The sequence below is a fragment of the Nocardioides pocheonensis genome (assembly GCF_003725535.1).
In the GTDB taxonomy this organism is placed as follows: domain Bacteria; phylum Actinomycetota; class Actinomycetes; order Propionibacteriales; family Nocardioidaceae; genus Marmoricola; species Marmoricola pocheonensis.
On sequence record NZ_RJSF01000040.1, the window covers coordinates 896,379 to 914,497 of the forward strand.

At 71.7% G+C, this 18,119-nt stretch carries 20 protein-coding genes; 11 read left to right on the forward strand and 9 right to left on the reverse strand.

Translation table 11 applies throughout. The annotated features are described in order from the left end of the window. Positions 1-49 precede the first annotated feature (49 nt). The 10 genes from EFL26_RS15110 to EFL26_RS15155 all read left to right on the forward strand — a co-directional run bounded on the left by EFL26_RS15110 (position 50) and on the right by EFL26_RS15155 (position 8,191). Positions 50-808, forward strand: coding sequence for a helix-turn-helix transcriptional regulator (locus EFL26_RS15110; protein ID WP_123223843.1), 759 nt, complete (start codon positions 50-52; stop codon positions 806-808). Continuing rightward, entirely contained in the window at positions 805-2,223 is a 1,419-nt protein-coding gene (gene sufB, locus EFL26_RS15115) for a Fe-S cluster assembly protein SufB (RefSeq protein WP_123223656.1), read from the forward strand. Before EFL26_RS15110 ends, sufB begins: the two co-directional genes overlap by 4 nt. Continuing rightward, positions 2,220-3,395, forward strand: a complete 1,176-nt coding sequence (sufD, locus tag EFL26_RS15120) for a Fe-S cluster assembly protein SufD (RefSeq protein WP_123223657.1) — start codon at positions 2,220-2,222, stop codon at positions 3,393-3,395. The genes sufB and sufD overlap by 4 nt, the downstream gene beginning before the upstream one ends. Further along, entirely contained in the window at positions 3,395-3,721 is a 327-nt protein-coding gene (locus EFL26_RS15125; protein WP_123223658.1) for a non-heme iron oxygenase ferredoxin subunit, read from the forward strand. Before sufD ends, EFL26_RS15125 begins: the two co-directional genes overlap by 1 nt. Positions 3,722-3,734: 13 nt before the next feature. After that, on the forward strand, positions 3,735-4,493 hold the full coding sequence (gene sufC / locus EFL26_RS15130; RefSeq protein ID WP_123223659.1) for a Fe-S cluster assembly ATPase SufC: 759 nt from the start codon (positions 3,735-3,737) through the stop codon (positions 4,491-4,493). 2 nt (positions 4,494-4,495) lie between these two features. Continuing rightward, the gene (locus EFL26_RS15135; RefSeq protein ID WP_123223660.1) at positions 4,496-5,746 is read left to right on the forward strand and encodes an aminotransferase class V-fold PLP-dependent enzyme; all 1,251 of its coding nucleotides are present in this window, start codon (positions 4,496-4,498) and stop codon (positions 5,744-5,746) included. 12 nt (positions 5,747-5,758) lie between these two features. After that, entirely contained in the window at positions 5,759-6,238 is a 480-nt protein-coding gene (gene sufU / locus EFL26_RS15140) for a Fe-S cluster assembly sulfur transfer protein SufU (RefSeq protein ID WP_123223661.1), read from the forward strand. Continuing rightward, positions 6,231-6,602, forward strand: a complete 372-nt coding sequence (locus EFL26_RS15145; protein ID WP_123223662.1) for a metal-sulfur cluster assembly factor — start codon at positions 6,231-6,233, stop codon at positions 6,600-6,602. The genes sufU and EFL26_RS15145 overlap by 8 nt, the downstream gene beginning before the upstream one ends. 60 nt (positions 6,603-6,662) lie before the next feature. Next, positions 6,663-7,478: an inositol monophosphatase family protein gene (locus EFL26_RS15150; RefSeq protein ID WP_123223663.1), complete on the forward strand. Its 816-nt coding sequence runs from the start codon at positions 6,663-6,665 to the stop codon at positions 7,476-7,478. Positions 7,479-7,585: 107 nt separating this feature from the next. After that, positions 7,586-8,191 (forward strand): acVLRF1 family peptidyl-tRNA hydrolase, encoded by a 606-nt coding sequence (locus EFL26_RS15155; protein WP_123223664.1) that lies wholly within the window; start codon positions 7,586-7,588, stop codon positions 8,189-8,191. 51 nt (positions 8,192-8,242) lie between these two features. Here the strand turns inward: EFL26_RS15155 and EFL26_RS15160 are convergent, their stop codons facing one another. After that, positions 8,243-8,815, reverse strand: coding sequence for a hypothetical protein (locus EFL26_RS15160; RefSeq protein WP_123223665.1), 573 nt, complete (start codon positions 8,813-8,815; stop codon positions 8,243-8,245). Positions 8,816-9,038: 223 nt separating this feature from the next. On the opposite strand from EFL26_RS15160, the gene EFL26_RS15165 reads away from it, so the two are divergent. Beyond that, positions 9,039-9,950, forward strand: a complete 912-nt coding sequence (locus tag EFL26_RS15165) for a phosphotransferase (protein WP_123223666.1) — start codon at positions 9,039-9,041, stop codon at positions 9,948-9,950. A gap of 7 nt (positions 9,951-9,957) precedes the next feature. Here the strand turns inward: EFL26_RS15165 and EFL26_RS15170 are convergent, their stop codons facing one another. The 8 genes from EFL26_RS15170 to bioB all read right to left on the reverse strand — a co-directional run bounded on the left by EFL26_RS15170 (position 9,958) and on the right by bioB (position 18,103). Next, a complete protein-coding gene (locus EFL26_RS15170; protein ID WP_123223667.1) occupies positions 9,958-11,532 on the reverse strand; it encodes an ABC transporter permease in 1,575 nt (524 codons plus the stop codon). After that, positions 11,529-12,449: an ABC transporter ATP-binding protein gene (locus EFL26_RS15175; RefSeq protein WP_123223668.1), complete on the reverse strand. Its 921-nt coding sequence runs from the start codon at positions 12,447-12,449 to the stop codon at positions 11,529-11,531. The genes EFL26_RS15170 and EFL26_RS15175 overlap by 4 nt, the downstream gene beginning before the upstream one ends. A gap of 125 nt (positions 12,450-12,574) precedes the next feature. Then, a complete protein-coding gene (gene cax / locus EFL26_RS15180; RefSeq protein ID WP_123223669.1) occupies positions 12,575-13,654 on the reverse strand; it encodes a calcium/proton exchanger in 1,080 nt (359 codons plus the stop codon). Between the two features lie 55 nt (positions 13,655-13,709). Further along, entirely contained in the window at positions 13,710-14,396 is a 687-nt protein-coding gene (bioD, locus tag EFL26_RS15185) for a dethiobiotin synthase (protein WP_123223670.1), read from the reverse strand. Further along, positions 14,393-15,514 carry an 8-amino-7-oxononanoate synthase gene (locus EFL26_RS15190; RefSeq protein ID WP_123223671.1) on the reverse strand — a complete coding sequence of 374 codons (1,122 nt, stop codon included), beginning with the start codon at positions 15,512-15,514 and terminating at the stop codon, positions 14,393-14,395. The genes bioD and EFL26_RS15190 overlap by 4 nt, the downstream gene beginning before the upstream one ends. Beyond that, the gene (locus EFL26_RS15195; protein ID WP_123223672.1) at positions 15,511-16,866 is read right to left on the reverse strand and encodes an adenosylmethionine--8-amino-7-oxononanoate transaminase; all 1,356 of its coding nucleotides are present in this window, start codon (positions 16,864-16,866) and stop codon (positions 15,511-15,513) included. The genes EFL26_RS15190 and EFL26_RS15195 overlap by 4 nt, the downstream gene beginning before the upstream one ends. Beyond that, positions 16,863-17,057 carry a biotin synthase auxiliary protein BsaP gene (gene bsaP, locus EFL26_RS15200; protein WP_123223844.1) on the reverse strand — a complete coding sequence of 65 codons (195 nt, stop codon included), beginning with the start codon at positions 17,055-17,057 and terminating at the stop codon, positions 16,863-16,865. The genes EFL26_RS15195 and bsaP overlap by 4 nt, the downstream gene beginning before the upstream one ends. A gap of 5 nt (positions 17,058-17,062) precedes the next feature. Continuing rightward, a complete protein-coding gene (gene bioB, locus EFL26_RS15205) occupies positions 17,063-18,103 on the reverse strand; it encodes a biotin synthase BioB (protein WP_123223673.1) in 1,041 nt (346 codons plus the stop codon). Positions 18,104-18,119 lie beyond the last annotated feature (16 nt).

The window sequence follows — 18,119 nt, forward strand, 5'->3', positions numbered from 1 at the left end:
GCCTTATTTGAAAGCCCCGGAGCATTAACGGCACACTGGTGTTGTGGAAATCCACCCCAGGCTCGGCGAAGCAGGGCTGGGCGCCGTCACGGCGCCCCGCCCCGACGCCGGCGACGCGCCCACCCGCGAGCGGGTGGTCCGGTCGATCCTGGAGAACGGCCCGTCGACCGCCGCAGCGCTGGGTGAGCGGCTCGACCTGACGCCCGCCGCCGTACGCCGGCACCTGGACCACCTCCTGGCCGAGGGTGCCGTCGAGGCGCGCGAGCCCCGCTCGACCAAGGTCCGCGGTCGCGGAAGGCCGGCGAAGGTGTTCGCGTTGACCGAGAGTGGCCACACATACTTCGACCAGCAGTACGACGACCTCGCCGTCCAGGCGCTCCGGTTCCTCGCCGAGACCGGTGGCGAGGAGGCGGTGAAGGCTTTCGCGGAGCGGCGGGTGGCGTTCATCGAGGCGCAGTTCGCCGACGTGCTCGCCGACGACCCGCACCTGTCGCCGGCCGAGGCGCTCGCAAGGATCTTCACGCGCGAGGGCTACGCGGCCACCGCACGACACCTGCCGCTGGTCAACCAGCAGAGCGCGGGGGAGCAGCTGTGCCAGCAGCACTGCCCGGTCTCCCACGTCGCCCACGAGTTCCCCCAGCTGTGCGAGGCCGAGACCGAGGCGATCAGTCGCGTCCTCGGCAGCCACGTGCAGCGTCTCGCCACGATCGCCCACGGCGACGGCGTGTGCACCACCTGCATCCCCCATCCGGTCGGCTCGGCCGCCGGACGCTCGACCACCCCCAAGGAGAGGACGGTCTCGACATGACCTCCATCGAGGAGCTGAACCCGGAGCTGAAGGGCATCGGGCGCTACGAGTTCGGCTGGGCCGATTCGGACGTGGCCGGCGCCGCGGCGCGCCGCGGCCTCAACGAGGAGGTCGTGCGCGACATCTCCGCCAAGAAGAGCGAGCCGCAGTGGATGCTCGACCTGCGCCTGAAGGGCCTCAAGCTCTTCCACCGCAAGCCGATGCCGACCTGGGGCTCCGACCTCTCCGGCATCGACTTCGAGAACATCAAGTACTTCGTCCGCTCCAGCGAGAAGCAGGCGGCGACCTGGGACGACCTCCCGGCCGACATCAAGAACACCTACGACAAGCTCGGCATCCCCGAGGCCGAGAAGCAGCGCCTGGTCTCCGGCGTCGCGGCCCAGTACGAGTCCGAGGTCGTCTACCACTCGATCCGCGAGGACCTCGAGCAGCAGGGCGTGATCTTCGTCGACACCGACACCGCGCTGCGCGAGCACGAGGACATCTTCAAGGAGTACTTCGGCACGGTGATCCCGGTGGGCGACAACAAGTTCGCCGCGCTGAACACCAGCGTCTGGTCGGGTGGCTCGTTCATCTACGTGCCCAAGGGCGTCCACGTGGACATCCCGCTGCAGGCCTACTTCCGGATCAACACCGAGAACATGGGCCAGTTCGAGCGCACCCTGATCATCGTCGACGAGGACGCCTACGTGCACTACGTCGAGGGCTGCACGGCGCCGATCTACTCCAGCGACTCGCTGCACTCCGCGGTCGTCGAGATCATCGTGAAGAAGGGCGGCCGGTGCCGCTACACGACGATCCAGAACTGGTCGAACAACGTCTACAACCTGGTGACCAAGCGGGCGACCTGCGAGGCCGGCGCCACGATGGAGTGGGTCGACGGCAACATCGGCTCCAAGGTGACCATGAAGTACCCCGCGATCTACCTGATGGGTGAGCACGCGAAGGGCGAGACGCTGTCGATCGCGTTCGCGGGCGAGGGCCAGCACCAGGACGCAGGCGCGAAGATGGTGCACGCCGCGCCGCACACCTCGTCCAGCATCCTGTCGAAGTCGGTGGCGCGCGGCGGTGGTCGCACGTCGTACCGCGGGCTGATCCAGATCAACGAGGGCGCCCACGGGTCGAAGAGCAACGTGCTCTGCGACGCGCTGCTGGTCGACCAGATCAGCCGCTCCGACACCTACCCGTACGTCGACATCCGCGAGGACGACGTGTCGATGGGCCACGAGGCGAGCGTCTCCAAGGTCTCCGAGGACCAGCTCTTCTACCTGATGTCGAGGGGCATGGCCGAGGACGAGGCGATGGCGATGATCGTGCGCGGGTTCGTCGAGCCGATCGCCAAGGAGCTCCCGATGGAGTACGCCCTCGAGCTGAACCGCCTCATCGAGCTGCAGATGGAAGGAGCCGTGGGGTGACGGCTGAGACCTTGTCCCATGCCCTCGAGGTGGAGGACGTCGACTCCCACCTGCACCCGCACCGGTCGTTCGACGTCGCCGATCACGCCGTGCCGACCGGTCGTGAGGAGATCTGGCGGTTCACGCCGCTCAAGCGCCTGCGTGGCCTGCACGACGACGCCCCGCTCGACGGCGACGGCGTCGGCGCGGAGGCAGATGCTCCCGCCGGTGTGAGCATCGAGCTGATCGCCCCGGACAGCCCGCTGCGCGGGTCCAGCGGCTTCGTGCCGAGCGACCGGATCGCGGCGCGCGTGTGGGCCGAGGCGACCCGTGCCTGGGCGGTGACGATCCCCGCCGAGGCTGCTCCGGAGGAGCCCGTGGTCGTCACGCTGACCGGCAAGGACAGCGAGAGCGCCACGGCCAGCCACCTGGTCGTGAGCGCGGGCGCGCACAGCAAGGCGACCCTGGTGCTCCGGTTCGTGGGCTCGGGCACGCTGGCCGACAACGTCGAGTACGTCGTCGGCGACGGCGCCCACCTCACCGTGGTGTCCATCGACGACTGGGACGACGACGCCGTCCACGTCGGCCACCGCCACGCGAAGGTCGGGCGCGACGCGACCTTCCGGCACATCGACGTGAGCTTCGGCGGCGACCTCGTGCGCCACGACACCACGGCCGAGTACGCCGGTCCGGGTGGCGAGGTCGAGATGCTCGGCCTGTACTTCGCCGACGAGGGCCAGCACATCGAGCACCGGCTCTTCGTCGACCACAACGCGCCCCGCACGCGCAGCCACGTGAGCTACAAGGGTGCGCTCCAGGGCGAGGGTGCCCACACGGTCTGGATCGGCAACGTGCTGATCCGCAAGGTCGCCGAGGGCATCGAGACCTACGAGGAGAACCGCAACCTCGTGCTCACCGACGGCTGCCAGGCCGACTCGGTGCCCAACCTCGAGATCGAGACCGGCGAGATCGAGGGTGCCGGGCACGCCTCGGCCACCGGGCGCTTCGACGACGAGCAGCTGTTCTACCTGCGCTCGCGCGGCATCGAGGAGCACGAGGCCCGCCGGCTCGTGGTGCACGGCTTCTTCAACGACCTGATCCGCAAGGTCGGCGTGCCGTCGCTGGAGGAGCAGCTGACCGCGACGGTCGAGGCCGAGCTGGCCAAGAACGTCCTCAGGGAGGGTCCTGCCTGATGGGCTGGGAACGAGCCTGCGCGGCCAGCGAGGTCGCCGACGGGCAGGCGATCCGCGTCGAGGTCGACGGCCTCGACGTGGCGATCGTCCGCAGCGGCGACGACTTCTACGCCATCGAGGACGAGTGCAGCCACGCTGCCGTCGCGCTGTCCGAGGGCGAGGTGGAGGGCTGCGAGATCGAGTGCTGGATGCACGGGTCGCGGTTCGACCTTCGCACCGGCAAGCCGACCGGCCCGCCGGCCACCGAGCCCGTCCCCATCTTCCCGGTGCGCCTCGACGGCGCCGACGTACTCGTAGACATCGACTCCCCGCTGCGCGCGGGCTGAAGGAGAGACTGACATGGCAACGCTGGAGATCAAGGACCTGCACGTCCAGGTGCAGACCGAGGACGGCCCCAAGGAGATCCTCAAGGGCGTCAACCTGACCATCCGGGACGGCGAGACGCACGCGATCATGGGTCCGAACGGCTCGGGCAAGTCGACCCTCGCGTACTCCATCGCCGGGCACCCGAAGTACGAGGTCACGTCGGGTTCGGTGACCCTCGACGGCGCCGACGTGCTCGCGATGACCGTCGACGAGCGCGCGCGGGCCGGGCTGTTCCTCGCCATGCAGTACCCCGTCGAGGTGCCGGGCGTGTCGGTGTCGAACTTCCTGCGCACCGCGAAGACCGCGATCGACGGCGAGGCGCCGAAGCTGCGCACGTGGGTCAAGGACGTCAACACCGCGATGGACCGGGTCAAGATGGACACCGCCTTCGCCACCCGCAACGTCAACGAGGGCTTCTCCGGTGGTGAGAAGAAGCGCCACGAGATCGTGCAGCTCGAGCTGCTCGACCCGAAGGTCGCGGTGCTCGACGAGACCGACTCCGGCCTGGACATCGACGCGCTGAAGATCGTCTCGGAGGGCGTGAACCGCTTCAAGGAGAACGGCGACAAGGGCGTGCTGCTGATCACGCACTACACCCGGATCCTGCGCTACATCACCCCCGACTTCGTGCACGTCTTCGTCGACGGCCGGATGGTCGAGGAGGGCGGCCCCGAGCTCGCCGAGGAGCTGGAGGCCAACGGGTACGACCGCTTCGTGAGCGCGGCGGTCTGATCATGACCCGCGCCGTTCCGGACGGTCTGCTGACCGACCTGGAGGTCATCCGCAAGGACTTCCCGATCCTCGAGCGCACGCTCGCGGGCGGGCAGCCGCTGGTGTACCTCGACAGCGCGAACACCTCCCAGAAGCCGCAGGTGGTGATCGACGCGATGGTCGACCACCTCGAGCACCACAACGCGAACATCGCCCGCGCCATGCACCAGCTGGGGGCGGAGTCGACCGCCGCCTTCGAGGGTGCGCGCGACAAGGTGGCGGCGTTCCTCAACGCGCCGTCGCGCGACGAGGTGATCTTCACCAAGAACGCGTCCGAGGCGCTCAACCTGGTCGCCCGCACGTTCCCGCTCACGGCGGGTGACCGCGTGGTGATCACCGAGATGGAGCACCACTCGAACATCGTCCCGTGGCAGCTGGCCACGGAGCGCAGCGGTGCCGAGCTGCGCTGGTTCGGCCTGACCGACGACGGGCAGCTGGACCTCTCGAACATCGACGAGCTGCTCACCCCGCAGACCAAGGTGGTCGCGCTGACCTGGGTCTCCAACATGCTCGGCACGATCAACCCGGTCGCCGAGATCGCGCGCCGGGCCCACGAGGTGGGCGCGGTGGTCGTCCTCGACGCCTCCCAGGCCGCACCGCAGCTGCCCGTGGACGTGCAGGCGGTCGGCGCCGACTTCCTCGCCTTCACCGGCCACAAGGTGACCGGGCCGACCGGCATCGGCGTGCTCTGGGGCCGCACGGAGCTGCTCGACCAGCTGCCGCCGTTCCTCGGGGGCGGCGAGATGATCGCCACCGTCAGCATGGCGAAGTCGACCTGGGCGCCGATCCCGCACAAGTTCGAGGCGGGCACCCCGCCGATCGTCGAGGCGATCGGGCTGGGCGCCGCGCTCGACTACATCAGCCACATCGGCCTGGAACGGATCCACGCCCACGAGCAGGCGATCACGGGCTACCTCCTCGACGGGCTCGCTTCGGTCTCCGGAGTGAAGGTGCTCGGCCCGACCGATCCCACCGCCCGAGGCGGCGCGGTCGCCTTCGAGCTCGACGGCGTGCACCCGCACGACGTGGCCCAGCTGCTCGACAGCCGGGGCATCGCCGTACGCGCGGGGCACCACTGCGCGAAGCCGGCGCACAAGCGGTACGGCGTGCAGAGCTCGACCCGCGCCTCGTCGTACCTCTACACGACGCCGGCCGAGATCGACGCGCTGATCGACGGCCTCGAGCACACCAAGAACTACTTCAAGGTCGGGTGACGTTACACCGCCATGGACCTCGACGCCCTGTACCAGGAGATCATCCTCGACCACTACCGCAACCCCCACCACGCGGGGCTGCGGGAGCCGTTCGAGGCCGAGGTGCACCACGTCAACCCGACCTGCGGTGACGAGGTCACCCTGCGCGTGCACCTCGACGGTGACCGCGTCGAGGACGTCTCGTACGACGCGGAGGGTTGCTCGATCAGCCAGGCCGCGGCGTCCGTGATGACCGACCTCGTGATCGGCAAGCCGCTCGCCGACGCACTCGGCACCCAGGACGCCTTCCTGGAGCTGATGCAGGGCAAGGGCCAGGTGGAGCCCGACGAGGACGTGCTCGAGGACGGGATCGCCTTCGCCGGCGTCGCGAAGTTCCCCGCACGGATCAAGTGCGCCCTGCTCTCCTGGATGGCGTTCAAGGACGCCGCCCTGCAAGCCACGAACGCGGCGGTCGAACCCGCCGACACCCACCAAGGAGCACTCGATGCCTGACGTGACCCCCGACCACAGCGACCTGCCCGACGTGCCCGCCGGCGGCGGCACCGCGACCGCCACGCAGGACGACATCCTCGAGGCGATGAAGGACGTCGTCGACCCGGAGCTCGGCATCAACGTCGTCGACCTCGGCCTGGTCTACGACGTGCACACCGACGCGTCGTCGAACGTCGTCCTCGACATGACCCTGACCTCGGCCGCGTGCCCGTTGACCGACGTCATCGAGGACCAGACCAACTCCGCGCTCGAGGGCCTGGTCAACGACGTCACGATCAACTGGGTCTGGATGCCGCCGTGGGGCCCGGACAAGATCACTGACGACGGTCGCGAGCAGTTGAGGGCGCTCGGCTTCAACGTCTGAGCCGAGCGTGAGCGAGGAACGAGCTCACGCTCGACGCGAAGAGGTCGAGCGAGCCTCGCGGTGAGCTCGCGAACCGCGAACGGCGGGTCGAGACCTTCGAGCCCCACGTCCGACGCCGAGGTGGCGATCTCGGCTGCCCTGGCCGGAGCCGAGGCGCTGCGTCGCCGGTACGGCGGTCCGCTGACCCGCCTCGCCAAGTCCGAACGCGACTTCGCCACGGAGGCCGACCTCGAGGCCGAACGAGCCGTCCGCGACGCGATCGCCGAGGCGTTCCCCGGCGACGCCTTCCTCGGCGAGGAAGGTGGCCTGCACGGGGCTGCTGACGCGGCCCGGACCTGGCTCGTCGACCCGCTCTGCGGCACCCTGAACTTCGCCGCGCGCACCCCGCTGGTCGCGGTCAACGTGGCCCTCCGCGAGGGTGGCGGGGTGACGGCCGCCGCCATCGCGGACCCGTTCGCGGCCGAGGTCTGCTGGACCGACGGCGACACGGCCTGGGGCCGCACCACGATCGACACGCCCCTCACACCTGATGCCAGCTCGCGGCTGGTCGACGTCGACTTCGACGGACACCCGGTGTGGGCAGCGCAGGTGGTCTCCGCGCCGGAGTTCACGGACTCGTTCGGACTGCGGGTCTCCTCGACCAGTCTGGCCCTCGCCTGGGTCGCAAGCGGTCGCCGGGCGGCGTACGTCATCGCCGGCGACGTGCGCGACAGCGTGCACTTCGCCGCCGGGATCGCGCTCTGCCGCGCCGCCGGTTGCGTCGTGACCGACCTCGCCGGAGAGCCCGTGGAGTCGGCCGGGAACGGCCTGATCGCCGTGGCCGACGCGGCGACTCATGCGACGCTGCTCGGCGCCATCGCCACCGCGACGGGTTGACTCACCGCTTTGCCACCGCAGAGCTCGCGACACGCTCTGCCGACAGCTCTGGGGTCGCAACCGACGCCCGTTCTCACTGGCGGCGGCGTTGCTGACAGCATGGGTGCGTGGACGTGCTGGTGCCCGCCGCGCGGATCGAGCGCTGGGTGGCGAACTTCGAGGACCGGCACGGAGCCACGACGCTGGAGGTGCGTGACGGACGGCTCCACGGCGACGCGGCCGACGGGTCGTGGTTCTCGGCGCAGGCGCCCTTCGACCGGCGCGTGGACGGGGCCGAGACCGGAGCGCTGGTCCACACGTGTGTGCCCCCGGAGGACTGGGGGGTCCTGCTGGTCCGCAAGGGCGGGTTCGCCGTCGCGCGGCTGACCGGGGAGACGATCGTCGAGTCCAAGGTCGGCCAGCGGCACGTGCAGGGGCGCACGAAGGCCGGCGGTCAGAGCCAGCAGCGGTTCGCCCGGCGCCGGGACAACCAGGCGCGGGCGGCGTACGAGGCGGCGGCGGACCACGCGGCCCGGATCGTCGCGGACGTCGCGATCCTCGTGGTCGGCGGCGACCACACGGCGGTCGGCGAGGTGCTCGAGGACCGCCGGCTGCGTACGGTGGCGGCGCACGTGGTCGGCGAGTTCCTGCCGGTGCCGGACCCGCGGCGGTCGGTGCTGGAGGACGCGGTGGTGGCGGCGTCCTCGGTGCGGATCACGGTCGAGAACGCCTGACAGCCGACGCGGTGGGGACAGGCCCGGGCCAGCCCCCACCGCATCAAGACGTCACTGGAGGCAGTAGACCTCGACGATGAGGCTTCCGCTGCTTCCGGTCGTGTTCCAGGCGGCTGCGTCCCACCCGTTGGTGAGCTTGCTGGACCGGATCATGGTCCAGCCGGCCGCGATCCCGACGCCCGAGGTGGTGGCACCTCCGCCGATCGCCGTCTCGCCGGCCAAGCAGGAAACCTGCGCGAATCCGCCGGCGCCGTTGCCGATGCTGGTCGAGTTCGTGCGCGTGACGACCGTGCCGAGCTTCGAAGCCGTGACCGCGCCGTTCGCGAGCTTGGCCGCGTTGACGCTGCTACTCGCGAGCTTGCCGTTCGTGACGGCGCCGTCCGCGAGATCAGCCGTGGCGAGCGACCCGTCACCGACGTCCGCTCCCTTGACCGAGCCGTCGGCGATGTCCGTGCCGGTCAGGTTGCCGTCCCGGACGTCGATGCTCTTGATGGTGTTGTTCTTGATCTGCTTGCTGGTGATGAGGCCACCCGCGACGGCGCCGCCGGTGCTCGCGACCGCGATGACGACCGCCGCAGCGACGACGGTGCCGAAGGTCGAACCTGCCCTGCCGAATTTCTTCATACTTGCTCCTCGATGTGAACGGGCATGCTGAGCCGCCCGAGAGAGTGAGCCACACTCTGCTGGGAAGAGCACGGGCCGACGAGTCACGTACGTCGCGCCACGCGAAATTTCCCGGAACCGTCTAGTCCGGTCCGGCGCTGCACCTCTAGTGTCGGTCGCCCTCCGGCCCGCTTCGCTCTGTCAGGATCGACACGACCCGCCCCCGACGACGACCGGAGGCGCCATGTGGCAGCCCGAACCCGGCTGGACGCCGCTGCGTCCGGGCGGCGGCGCGTCCACCGTGGGCCTGTGGCGGACCGAGCACGCCGGTGCGACCGTCGTGATCAAGCGGCTCCGCCGACCCGCGGCCGACGACCCCGCGGTGCTGTCGGACCCGACGCACGCGGGCTACTGGCGTCGCGAGGCGGAGGTCGCGCTCTCGGCGACGGTGGTCGACGGTCCCGGGCTCGTCCCGCCGGCGTACCTCCGGGTCGACGAGGACGACGAGGGACTGACGCTGTGGTCGGTGGAGGTCCTGGCCGAGCCGCCGCCCGCGCTGCAGGTGGCGCACGCCCTCGGCCGGTTCGCCGCGGCGCCGTACGCCGAGGTCCCGTGGGCCGCGCGCCGGACGCTGGTCGACCGGCTCGCGATGGCCGAGGAACGCGGCGGCTGGCCGACCCTCGCCCGGACCCAGCTCGCCGACGTCGCGGACCACCTCTGGAGGCGCCGCAGCCACTGGCTCGCCGAGTACGCCGCCGTGCCCGCCGGCCGGGTCCACGGAGACGCCGTGCCGGCGAACTTCCCGGCGAGCAGGGGCGAGGACGTGGTCGCGGTGGACTGGCAGGGCTTCGGCATCGGTCCGGTCGGGACCGACGTCGGCTACTACGCGCTGTCGACGCGCGAGGACTTCGACGTGCTCGTCCAGGCCTTCCTCGACGGGGTCCGGGCCGTGCGCGACGACGTCGAGCCCGAGCGGGTCCGGCTCGCGGCGACCGTGATCTGCATCTACTCCGCGATCAGCCGCGCAGAGTGGGCGCTGTCGCGGGTGGCCCCGGGGGAGGGCGCCCTGCACGGGAAGTTCAACCACCCGGCCGTCGCGCCCTACCTCCGCGCGCTCCAGCGCCAGCTGCCGCAGGTGGAGGCGCTGCTGGCCTGAGGCCGGCTCAGTGCACGTCGCGATGGCGGAACGCGAGCAGCCCGGCCGTGCTCATCGCCGCGGCGAGGGCGAGCACCGTCAGGAACGGCGTCCAGCGCATGTCGACGGCGGGCACGGCCGCCAGGTGGCTGAACGGGGACACGTCGATCACCCACTGCGGGAACTCGAGGAGCTCGCCGAACATCAGGATCACCCAGCAGTAGAGGACCCCGAGCCAGGCCAGCGGCGCCCAGCGCGGCGCGACCGCGTGCAGGAGCCGGGCGAGGGCGCCGAGGACGAGCAGGCCGGCGAGCTGCGAGAAGGTGGCGCCGGTGAGGCGCTGCACGGCCGACCAGTCCCCGGTCACCGCTGCGTAGCCGACGCCGATGCCCAGGCCCGCGGCGAGCAGCACGACGACGCTGCCGGCGACGGTGACGAGCGCCTGCCCGGCGTACCAGCGCGCGCGGCTCAGCCCGGTGGCGAGGAGCGCCTCGACCCGGCCGGCCTGCTCCTCGCTGTGCGGGCGCAGTGCGGAGGAGACGGTGAACCCCGCGGCGATGAGCACGAGCATCAGGGTGGCGACCGCGTAGAAGGAGTCCAGCAGGTCGGCGCCGCCACCGGCGGCGAAGATGTCCTTGCTGAACTGCGAGTCGCCCATCATCGTCGTGACGTCGTCGCCCATGGCCCCGTAGGCGTACCCACCCACGAGCATCCCGACCGACCACCAGAACACCGAGGAGCGCTGCATCCGCCAGGCGAGGCCCAGTCCGCTGAGCAGCCGCGGCGAGGCCCGGTCCGGGCCCACGCGCGTCGCCCAGATCCCCGCACCCAGGTCGCGCCGCTCGAAGACCAGGTACGCCGCCGCCGTGGTCAGCGCGCCGAGCACGACGAGCAGGACCACGGGCCACCAGCGCTCGCCCGAGTAGGCGTGCATCGCCTGGTACCAGCCGATGGGCGAGAGCCAGGAGAGCCCGCCGCCACTGACGTCGCCGATCGCGCGCAGCCCGTAGGACACCCCGATCACCGCGCCCGTGAGCCCGTACGTCGCCCGGGCGGTGGTGGTCACCTGCGCGGCCAGCAGCGCCACGCCGCCGAACGCGACGCCGCAGCCCAGCACGCCGACGCCGAGCACCCAGCTGCCGGCGGCGGGCAGCCCGTAGAGGAGCAGCGAGCCGGTCACGCCGGCCGCGACGACGGCGCTCGCGACGGTGGCGGCCAGGAGCGCGGCGGTCATCGGCGCGGTGCGCGCGACGACCCCCGACCTGAGCAGCTCCTCGCGACCGGTCTCCTCCTCCGAGCGGGTGTGCCGGCCCACGATGAACATCGCCATCAGCCCGACGACGATCGCGCCGAACGCCGAGGCCTGCCAGGCCACCTGCCCACCGGTCGTGTTCAGCGCCCGCGCGGGGCCGGCCATCGCCACGAACGCGGCGTTGTCGCCCATCGCCGCAGCGGCCCGGTCGAACTCGGCCTGGCTCCGGTAGATGCCGTCGACGCTGTAGGCCTGGGTCCAGTAGAGCGTCGGGGTTCCGAGCAGGAACCAGAGCACCAGCCACCGGTCCCGTCTCAGGAACGCGCGCAGGAAGGTGCCGGTCGCCGTCACGACGTCGCTCCCGCAGGCTGCGGCTCGGCCACCACCTCGTCGCCGTAGTGGCGCAGGAAGAGCTCCTCGAGCGTGGGCGGCTGGCTGGTCAGGCTGCGGATGCCGAAGGTGCCGAGGTGTGCGAGGACGTCACCGAGCAGCTCGGTGTCGACGTCGAAGTCGACCCGGTGCCCCTCGGCGACGAAGTCATGGATCCCCTCGTGGGTGGCGAGGTCGGCGGCGGTCGTGGCCAGCTCGGCGTGGATCGACGTACGGGTCAGGTGGCGCAGCTCCGCGAGCGTGCCGCACTCGACGACCCTGCCCTCGCGCAGGATGCTGACCCGGTCGCAGAGCCGTTCGACCTCGGCGAGGATGTGACTGGAGAGCAGCACGGTCCCGCCGCCGTCGCGGAAGTCGTCGATGCACTGCTGGAACTGCGACTCCATGATCGGGTCGAGGCCGGCGGTCGGCTCGTCGAGCAGCAACAGCTCGACGTCGGCGCTCAGCGCGGCCACGAGCGCGACCTTCTGACGGTTGCCCTTCGAGTACGCGCGCCCCTTCTTGGTCGGGTCCAGCTGGAACCGTTCGAGCAGGTCGGCCCGCTTCCGCTCGTCCAGGCCGCCGCGGAGGCGGCCGAGCAGGTCGATCACCTCGCCGCCCGTGAGGCCCGGCCAGAGGTTCACCTCGCCCGGCACGTACGCGAGCCGGCGGTGCAGCGCGGCCGCGTCCCGCCAGGGGTCGCCGTCGAGCAGCGCGACATGGCCGCCGTCGGCGCGCAGCAGGCCGAGCAGGATCCGGATCGTCGTGGACTTGCCGGCTCCGTTGGGTCCCAGGAAGCCGTGCACCTCGCCGGGGTGCACCTCGAGGTCCAGGCCGTCGAGGGCGCGCACCGAACCGAAGGTCTTGACCAGGCCGGAGATCTCGATGACGTGCTCCATGAGCCCAACGTAAGCCGAGGGTTGCCTCATCGGCCGGGGGCGAAAGCCCTGAACCCGGCGGGCACACGGTCCGCACTTTCGCGCCCGCGCTCAGGGCTCCTGCGGTTCTCGACCGGCGGCGCGGCTCAGCCCCACCAGAACGACGTGGCGATCACGGCGTACAGGGCGATGAGGGTGGCGCCCTCCAGCCAGGTGGACTCTCCGTCGATCGCGATCAGTGCGGCCAGCAGGATGGAGAGGACCAGCGCGACGACGAGCATCGGCCCGAACACCAGCGTGAGGGAGGCCAGCCCGAAGACCTGGCTGACCAGGACGAGCACCGGAGCCAGGACCAGGGCGATCTGCAGCGGGCTGTTCAGGATCACCGAGAACGCGTACTCCGACTGTCCGCGGGCGGCGAGCTGCACGCCGACCACGTTCTCCACCGCGTTGCCGGCGATCGCGACGATCACCAGGCCGGCGAAGGCCTGGGAGATGTTCAGCGACGACATCGCGGGCTCGAGTGCGGAGACGAACCAGTCCGACACGAAGGCGGCGAGCACGCCGGCCAGTGCCAGCATCCCGATCGCCAGCGCGACCGGCCAGCGTGGCGGTTCGCCCTCGAAGTCGGTCGCGCCACCCGGCTCCCGACGCAGCGAGAACGGGAGCGAGAGCCCGAAGAGCACGAGCAGCACCACCGAGACGATCACCGAGAACGGGACCTCGTGCGCGCCGGCCGGGCTGTGCACCTCGTGGGCGATCGACGGGATCGCCATCGCCGTCACCGACAGCAGCATCAGCACCACGATGGTCCGCGCCCGCTCCGAGCCGAGCTGCTGGGTGCCGTTGCGCAGCCCGCCGACGAGGAAGGCCAGGCCCAGCACGAGCAGCAGGTTGGCGAGGATCGAGCCCACCAGCGCCGCCCGCACCACGTCGACCAACCCGGCCTTCAGGGCGAAGATGCAGATGAACAGCTCGGGCAGGTTGCCCAGCGCCGACTGCAGCACGCCGGTGGCGCCGGGCCCGAACCGGTCACCGAGCTGCTCGACGCTCAGGCCGACCACGCTCGCCAGCACCGCGACCGCAGCGGCCGAGACCACGAAGGCCAGGACCGCTGTCCAGCTGCCGTAGTGCGCGACCCCGGAGAGGACACAGAGCGCGGCCGCACCGCCGAGGAGCAGCTTGTCGGAGCGGATCAGCACGGGGCTCGCCGAGGTCGTCGCCATGGCCGGAACTCTGCCAGAACCGCCGGTGCTGCCGGCGACCCAGCCCCTGGCTGCGCTAGTCGGAGGGGAGCAGCAGCCAGCCCGGTACGCCGGCCGCGAACTCCTCCGCCGAGAACGCTCCGGCACCCTCCGGGATGCGTCCGATGACGGGGACCCCGGTCATCGTCGGGAGGTCGAAGCGGTTCTGCTCGGCGGCGAGGTCCGGCTTCTCCGGCCAGGAGCCGATCACGACGCCGTGCACGTGCAGCCCGCGCTGCTGGATCGCCCACACCGTGAGGGCCGCGTGGTTGAGGGTGCCGAGGCCGGCGCGGGCGACCACCACGAAGCCGACGGGCGCCCGGTGGTAGACGACGGTCTCGGCGAGGTCGAGCAGGTTCCAGTGCTCGCCCACGCAGACCAGCACGCCGCCGGCGCCCTCGACGATCACGTCGTGCTCCTCGGCGGCGGCGAGCACGGCGTCGCGCTGCTCGGCCAGACCGGGGAGCGTCACGCCCTCGAGCCGGGCGGCGGTGTCGGGCGCGAGCGGCTCGCGCAGCCGGACGCCCTCGTGGCCGGGCAGGTCGCCGGCGAGCCGGCGCACCTCGTCGAGGTCGCCGGGCTCGTCGGGGGAGACCCCGGTCTGCGCCGGCTTCACGACGTACGGCGATCCGCCCGCGGTACGCCGCGCCACGGCCAGTGCCGCGGTGGCGACCGTCTTGCCGACCCCGGTGTCGGTGCCGGTGACGAAGAGGACGGGCCTCATCCCACGAGGCCCTCGAGCACGCGCACGGCGTGCTCGAGCTCCTCGTCGCCCAGGTGGGCGTGCGCGGTGAGCCTCAGGCGGGAGATGCCGTCGGGCGTGGAGGGCGGCCGGAAGCAGCCGATCCGCACGCCCTGCTCGGCCGCGGCGGCGACCGCGGCGACGGCCTCGCGGGGACCTGGCATCGCGACGGCGAGCACGGCACCGTCGGCCTCGGGGACCCCGCCGCCCTTGGCGAGGGCCCGGGCCACGGCGCGCACGCGCTCGACCCGCTCGGGCTCCTCGCGCACGACCCTGAGCGCGACCGACGCCGCGCCGGCGGCCGCGGGAGCCAGACCGGTGTCGTAGATGAACGGGCGCGCGGTGTTCACGAGGTGGTCGCGGACGGCCGCCGTGGCGAGCACCGCGCCACCCTGCGCGCCGAGCGACTTGCTCAAGGTGAGCGTGGCCACCACGTGGTCCTGGCCGGAGAGGCCGGCCTCGTGGAGCAGGCCGCGACCTCCGCTGCCGCACACGCCGAGCGCGTGCGCCTCGTCGGCGACCAGCACCGCGTCGTGGCGGGCGCAGACCGCCGCGAGCTCCTCGACCGGGGCGGCGTCGCCGAGCACCGAGTAGATCGTCTCCACCAGCACGATCGCGCGCGGCTGGGTCCGGGCGGCCAGGAACCGCTCCACGGCCGCGACGTCGTTGTGGGGTGCCACGGCGACCTGGCCGCGGGAGAGCCGGCACGCGTCGATCATCGAGGCGTGCACGTGCGCGTCGGAGACGATCAGGGTCTCCGCGTCGGCCAGCGCCGACACCGCGGCGAGGTTGGCGTGGTAGCCGGTGGACAGCACGAGGGCCGTGGGGAAGCCGGTGAACGCGGCGAGGTCGCGCTCCAGGCGCTCGTGGACGGTCAGCGTGCCGGTCACCAGGCGCGAGGCACCCGCGCCGGCGCCGTACCGCTCGGCCGCCGCGACCGCACCGGCGACCACGCGCGGGTGCCTCGACAGCCCGAGGTAGTCGTTCCCGGCGAGGTCGATCATCGGCCCGGCGGTGTCGCTGGCGAAGAGCCGCCGGGTGAGGCCGGCCTCCTCGCGGGCGGCGGCCCGCTCGGCCAGCCAGTCGGTGAACCGGCTCATGCTCCGTGCACCTCCTCGACCGCGCCGACCAGGGCGCGGGTGATCGTGTCCAGGTCGTCGTCGGACGTCACGTAGGGCGGCATCGTGTAGACGAGGTTGCGGAACGGCCGCACCCACACGCCGCGGTCGAGCGCGGCGGCGGTGACGCGGGCGACGTCCACCGCGTCCTGCAGCTCGATCACGCCCACCGCGCCGAGCACCCGGACGTCGGCGACCGACCGGAAGCCTGCGGCCGGGGCGAGCCCCGTCCTGAGCCCGGCGCTCAGCCGCTCGATCGTGCCGGCGACGTCGTACGACGCGAGCAGGTCGAGGTTCGCCGAGGCGATCGCGCAGGCCAGGGGGTTGGCCATGAACGTGGGCCCGTGCATCATCGCGCCCGCGGGGCTCGCATCGACGCGGGCGGCGACCTCGGCGGTGGTGAGCACCGCCGCGAGCGTCAGGTAGCCGCCGGTGAGGGCCTTGCCCGTGCAGAGGATGTCCGGCGTGACGCCCGCGTGGTCGGCCGCCCAGGGCGCCCCGGTGCGCCACAGCCCGGTGGCGATCTCGTCGAAGATCACCAGCGCACCGTGCGCACGGGCCAGGGCGGCGAGGTGCCGAACCGCCTCCGGGCCGTAGACGTGCATGCCGCCGGCGCCCTGCAGCACCGGCTCGACGATCACCGCGGCGATCTCGTCCGCGTGCTCCTCGAACAGCGCCGTGGTGGCGGTGGTCCACGCGTCCAGCGGCTCGCCGGCGGCCGGCGGCCTGTCGGCGAAGACGTGGCGGGGGAGGAAGCCGGCGTACATCGCGTGCATGCCGCCCTCGGGGTCGGTGACGCTCATCGGCGAGAAGGTGTCGCCGTGGTAGCCGCCGCGGATCGTGAAGAACTTCGTACGCGTGAGCCCGCCGGCCGCGTGGGCCTGCCACGCCATCTTCATCGCGACCTCGACCGACACCGACCCGGAGTCGGCGAAGAACACCTTCTCGAGGGCGCCGGGCTCACCCGCCGCGGGACCGGGCGCGAGGTCGACCAGCTGGCGACCCAACCGGACCGCCGGCTCGTGCGTCAGGCCGCCGAACATCACGTGGCTCATCCGCCCCAGCTGCTCGACCGCCGCGGCGTCCAGCTCCGGCACGGCGTACCCGTGGATCGCGCACCACCACGACGACATCGCGTCCACGACCTCGACCGGCTCGCCGTCCACCCGCATCCGCAGCCGTACGCCGGACGCCGACTCGACCTGCCGGACGGCGCCGGGAGCCGTCATCGAGGAGTACGGGTGCCACAGGTGCTCGCGGTCGAAGGCGAGCAGGTCTCGCGCCTCAGGTGGTTGAGGTGCGAGCGCAGCGAGCCTCGAAACCTCCGGACTCATGGGGACGACAGCTCGCCGTGCTCCACGCACCGCGCGGTCCAGGAGGTCGGAGTCACCTGGACCTGCATCCGCCGCCGGCAGTGCACGCAGAACCGCGGCGGCTCCATCCGGAGCCGCTCGCGGCAGGCGTCGTGGCCGGAAGCGTCCAGCGCCTCACCACAGTGCCCGCAGTAGACCTGTGCCTCGGACATCGTGCTCACAGGCTGCTGCTGAGCGCCTTGATCGGCATCTTCAGGTCGGCGAGCAGGTCGAGGTCCTCCTGCGGGTCGCGGCCCAGCGTGGTCAGGTAGTTGCCGACGATCACCGCGTTGATGCCGCCGAGCAGGCCCTCGCGAGTGCCCAGGTCGCCGAGGGTCAGCTCGCGGCCCCCGGCGTACCGCAGGATCGTGCGGGGGAGCGCCAGCCGGAACGCCGCGATCGTGCGCAGCGCCTCCGAGCTCTCCATCAGGGGAAGGTCTCCGAAGGGCGTGCCCGGGCGCGGGTTCAGGAAGTTCAGCGGCACCTCGTCGGGCTGCAGCTCGCCCAGCTGCGCGGCCAGCTCGGCCCGCTGCTCGACGGTCTCGCCCATGCCGACCAGGCACCCGCAGCACAGCTCCATGCCGGACTCGCGCACCATCAGGCAGGTGTCCCAGCGCTCCTCCCAGGAGTGCGTCGACACCACCTGCGGGAAGTAGGAGCGGGCCGCCTCGAGGTTGTGGTTGTAGCGGTGGATGCCCATGTCGACCAGGTCGTCGACCTGCTCCTGCGTCAGCATCCCGATCGACGCGGCGACCTCGATGCCCGGCACCGACTCCTTGATCGCCCGTACGCCGTCACGCATCTGGCTCATCAGCCGCTCGTCCGGCCCGCGGACCGCCGCGACGATGCAGAACTCGGTGGCTCCGGTCGCCGCGGTCTGCTCGGCCGCCTTGACCAGCTCGGGGATGTTCAGCCACACCGAGCGGACCGGGGAGGTGAACTGGCCCGACTGGGAGCAGAAGTGGCAGTCCTCCGGGCAACCGCCGGTCTTGATCGAGACGATCCCCTCGACCTCGACCTCGGGGCCGCACCACTTCATCCGCACCTCGTGCGCCAGCTCCAGCAGCTCGGGAAGCAGGTCGTCACCGGTGCGCAGCACCTGGAGGATCTGGGCCTCGTCCAGCGGCACTCCCCGCTCGAGCACCTGCTCCCGGGCGATCGCCAGGATGTCGCTGGCCGGGGGCGTGGTTCCGTGCTGTTCCTCAGCGGTGGCGGACATGGGTCTCCTCAGGTGT

Coding starts and splice junctions, on each gene's coding strand:
- bioD (WP_123223670.1), bottom strand. CDS start 14,396: ATGAGGCCCGTCCTCTTCGTCACCGGCACCGACACCGGGGTCGGCAAG.
- sufU (WP_123223661.1), top strand. CDS start 5,759: ATGGACCTCGACGCCCTGTACCAGGAGATCATCCTCGACCACTACCGC.
- bioB (WP_123223673.1), bottom strand. CDS start 18,103: ATGTCCGCCACCGCTGAGGAACAGCACGGAACCACGCCCCCGGCCAGC.
- EFL26_RS15160 (WP_123223665.1), bottom strand. CDS start 8,815: ATGAAGAAATTCGGCAGGGCAGGTTCGACCTTCGGCACCGTCGTCGCT.
- EFL26_RS15175 (WP_123223668.1), bottom strand. CDS start 12,449: ATGGAGCACGTCATCGAGATCTCCGGCCTGGTCAAGACCTTCGGTTCG.
- bsaP (WP_123223844.1), bottom strand. CDS start 17,057: ATGTCCGAGGCACAGGTCTACTGCGGGCACTGTGGTGAGGCGCTGGAC.
- EFL26_RS15165 (WP_123223666.1), top strand. CDS start 9,039: ATGTGGCAGCCCGAACCCGGCTGGACGCCGCTGCGTCCGGGCGGCGGC.
- EFL26_RS15145 (WP_123223662.1), top strand. CDS start 6,231: ATGCCTGACGTGACCCCCGACCACAGCGACCTGCCCGACGTGCCCGCC.
- EFL26_RS15125 (WP_123223658.1), top strand. CDS start 3,395: ATGGGCTGGGAACGAGCCTGCGCGGCCAGCGAGGTCGCCGACGGGCAG.
- EFL26_RS15190 (WP_123223671.1), bottom strand. CDS start 15,514: ATGAGCCGGTTCACCGACTGGCTGGCCGAGCGGGCCGCCGCCCGCGAG.
- cax (WP_123223669.1), bottom strand. CDS start 13,654: ATGGCGACGACCTCGGCGAGCCCCGTGCTGATCCGCTCCGACAAGCTG.
- sufB (WP_123223656.1), top strand. CDS start 805: ATGACCTCCATCGAGGAGCTGAACCCGGAGCTGAAGGGCATCGGGCGC.
- EFL26_RS15135 (WP_123223660.1), top strand. CDS start 4,496: ATGACCCGCGCCGTTCCGGACGGTCTGCTGACCGACCTGGAGGTCATC.
- EFL26_RS15195 (WP_123223672.1), bottom strand. CDS start 16,866: ATGAGTCCGGAGGTTTCGAGGCTCGCTGCGCTCGCACCTCAACCACCT.
- sufC (WP_123223659.1), top strand. CDS start 3,735: ATGGCAACGCTGGAGATCAAGGACCTGCACGTCCAGGTGCAGACCGAG.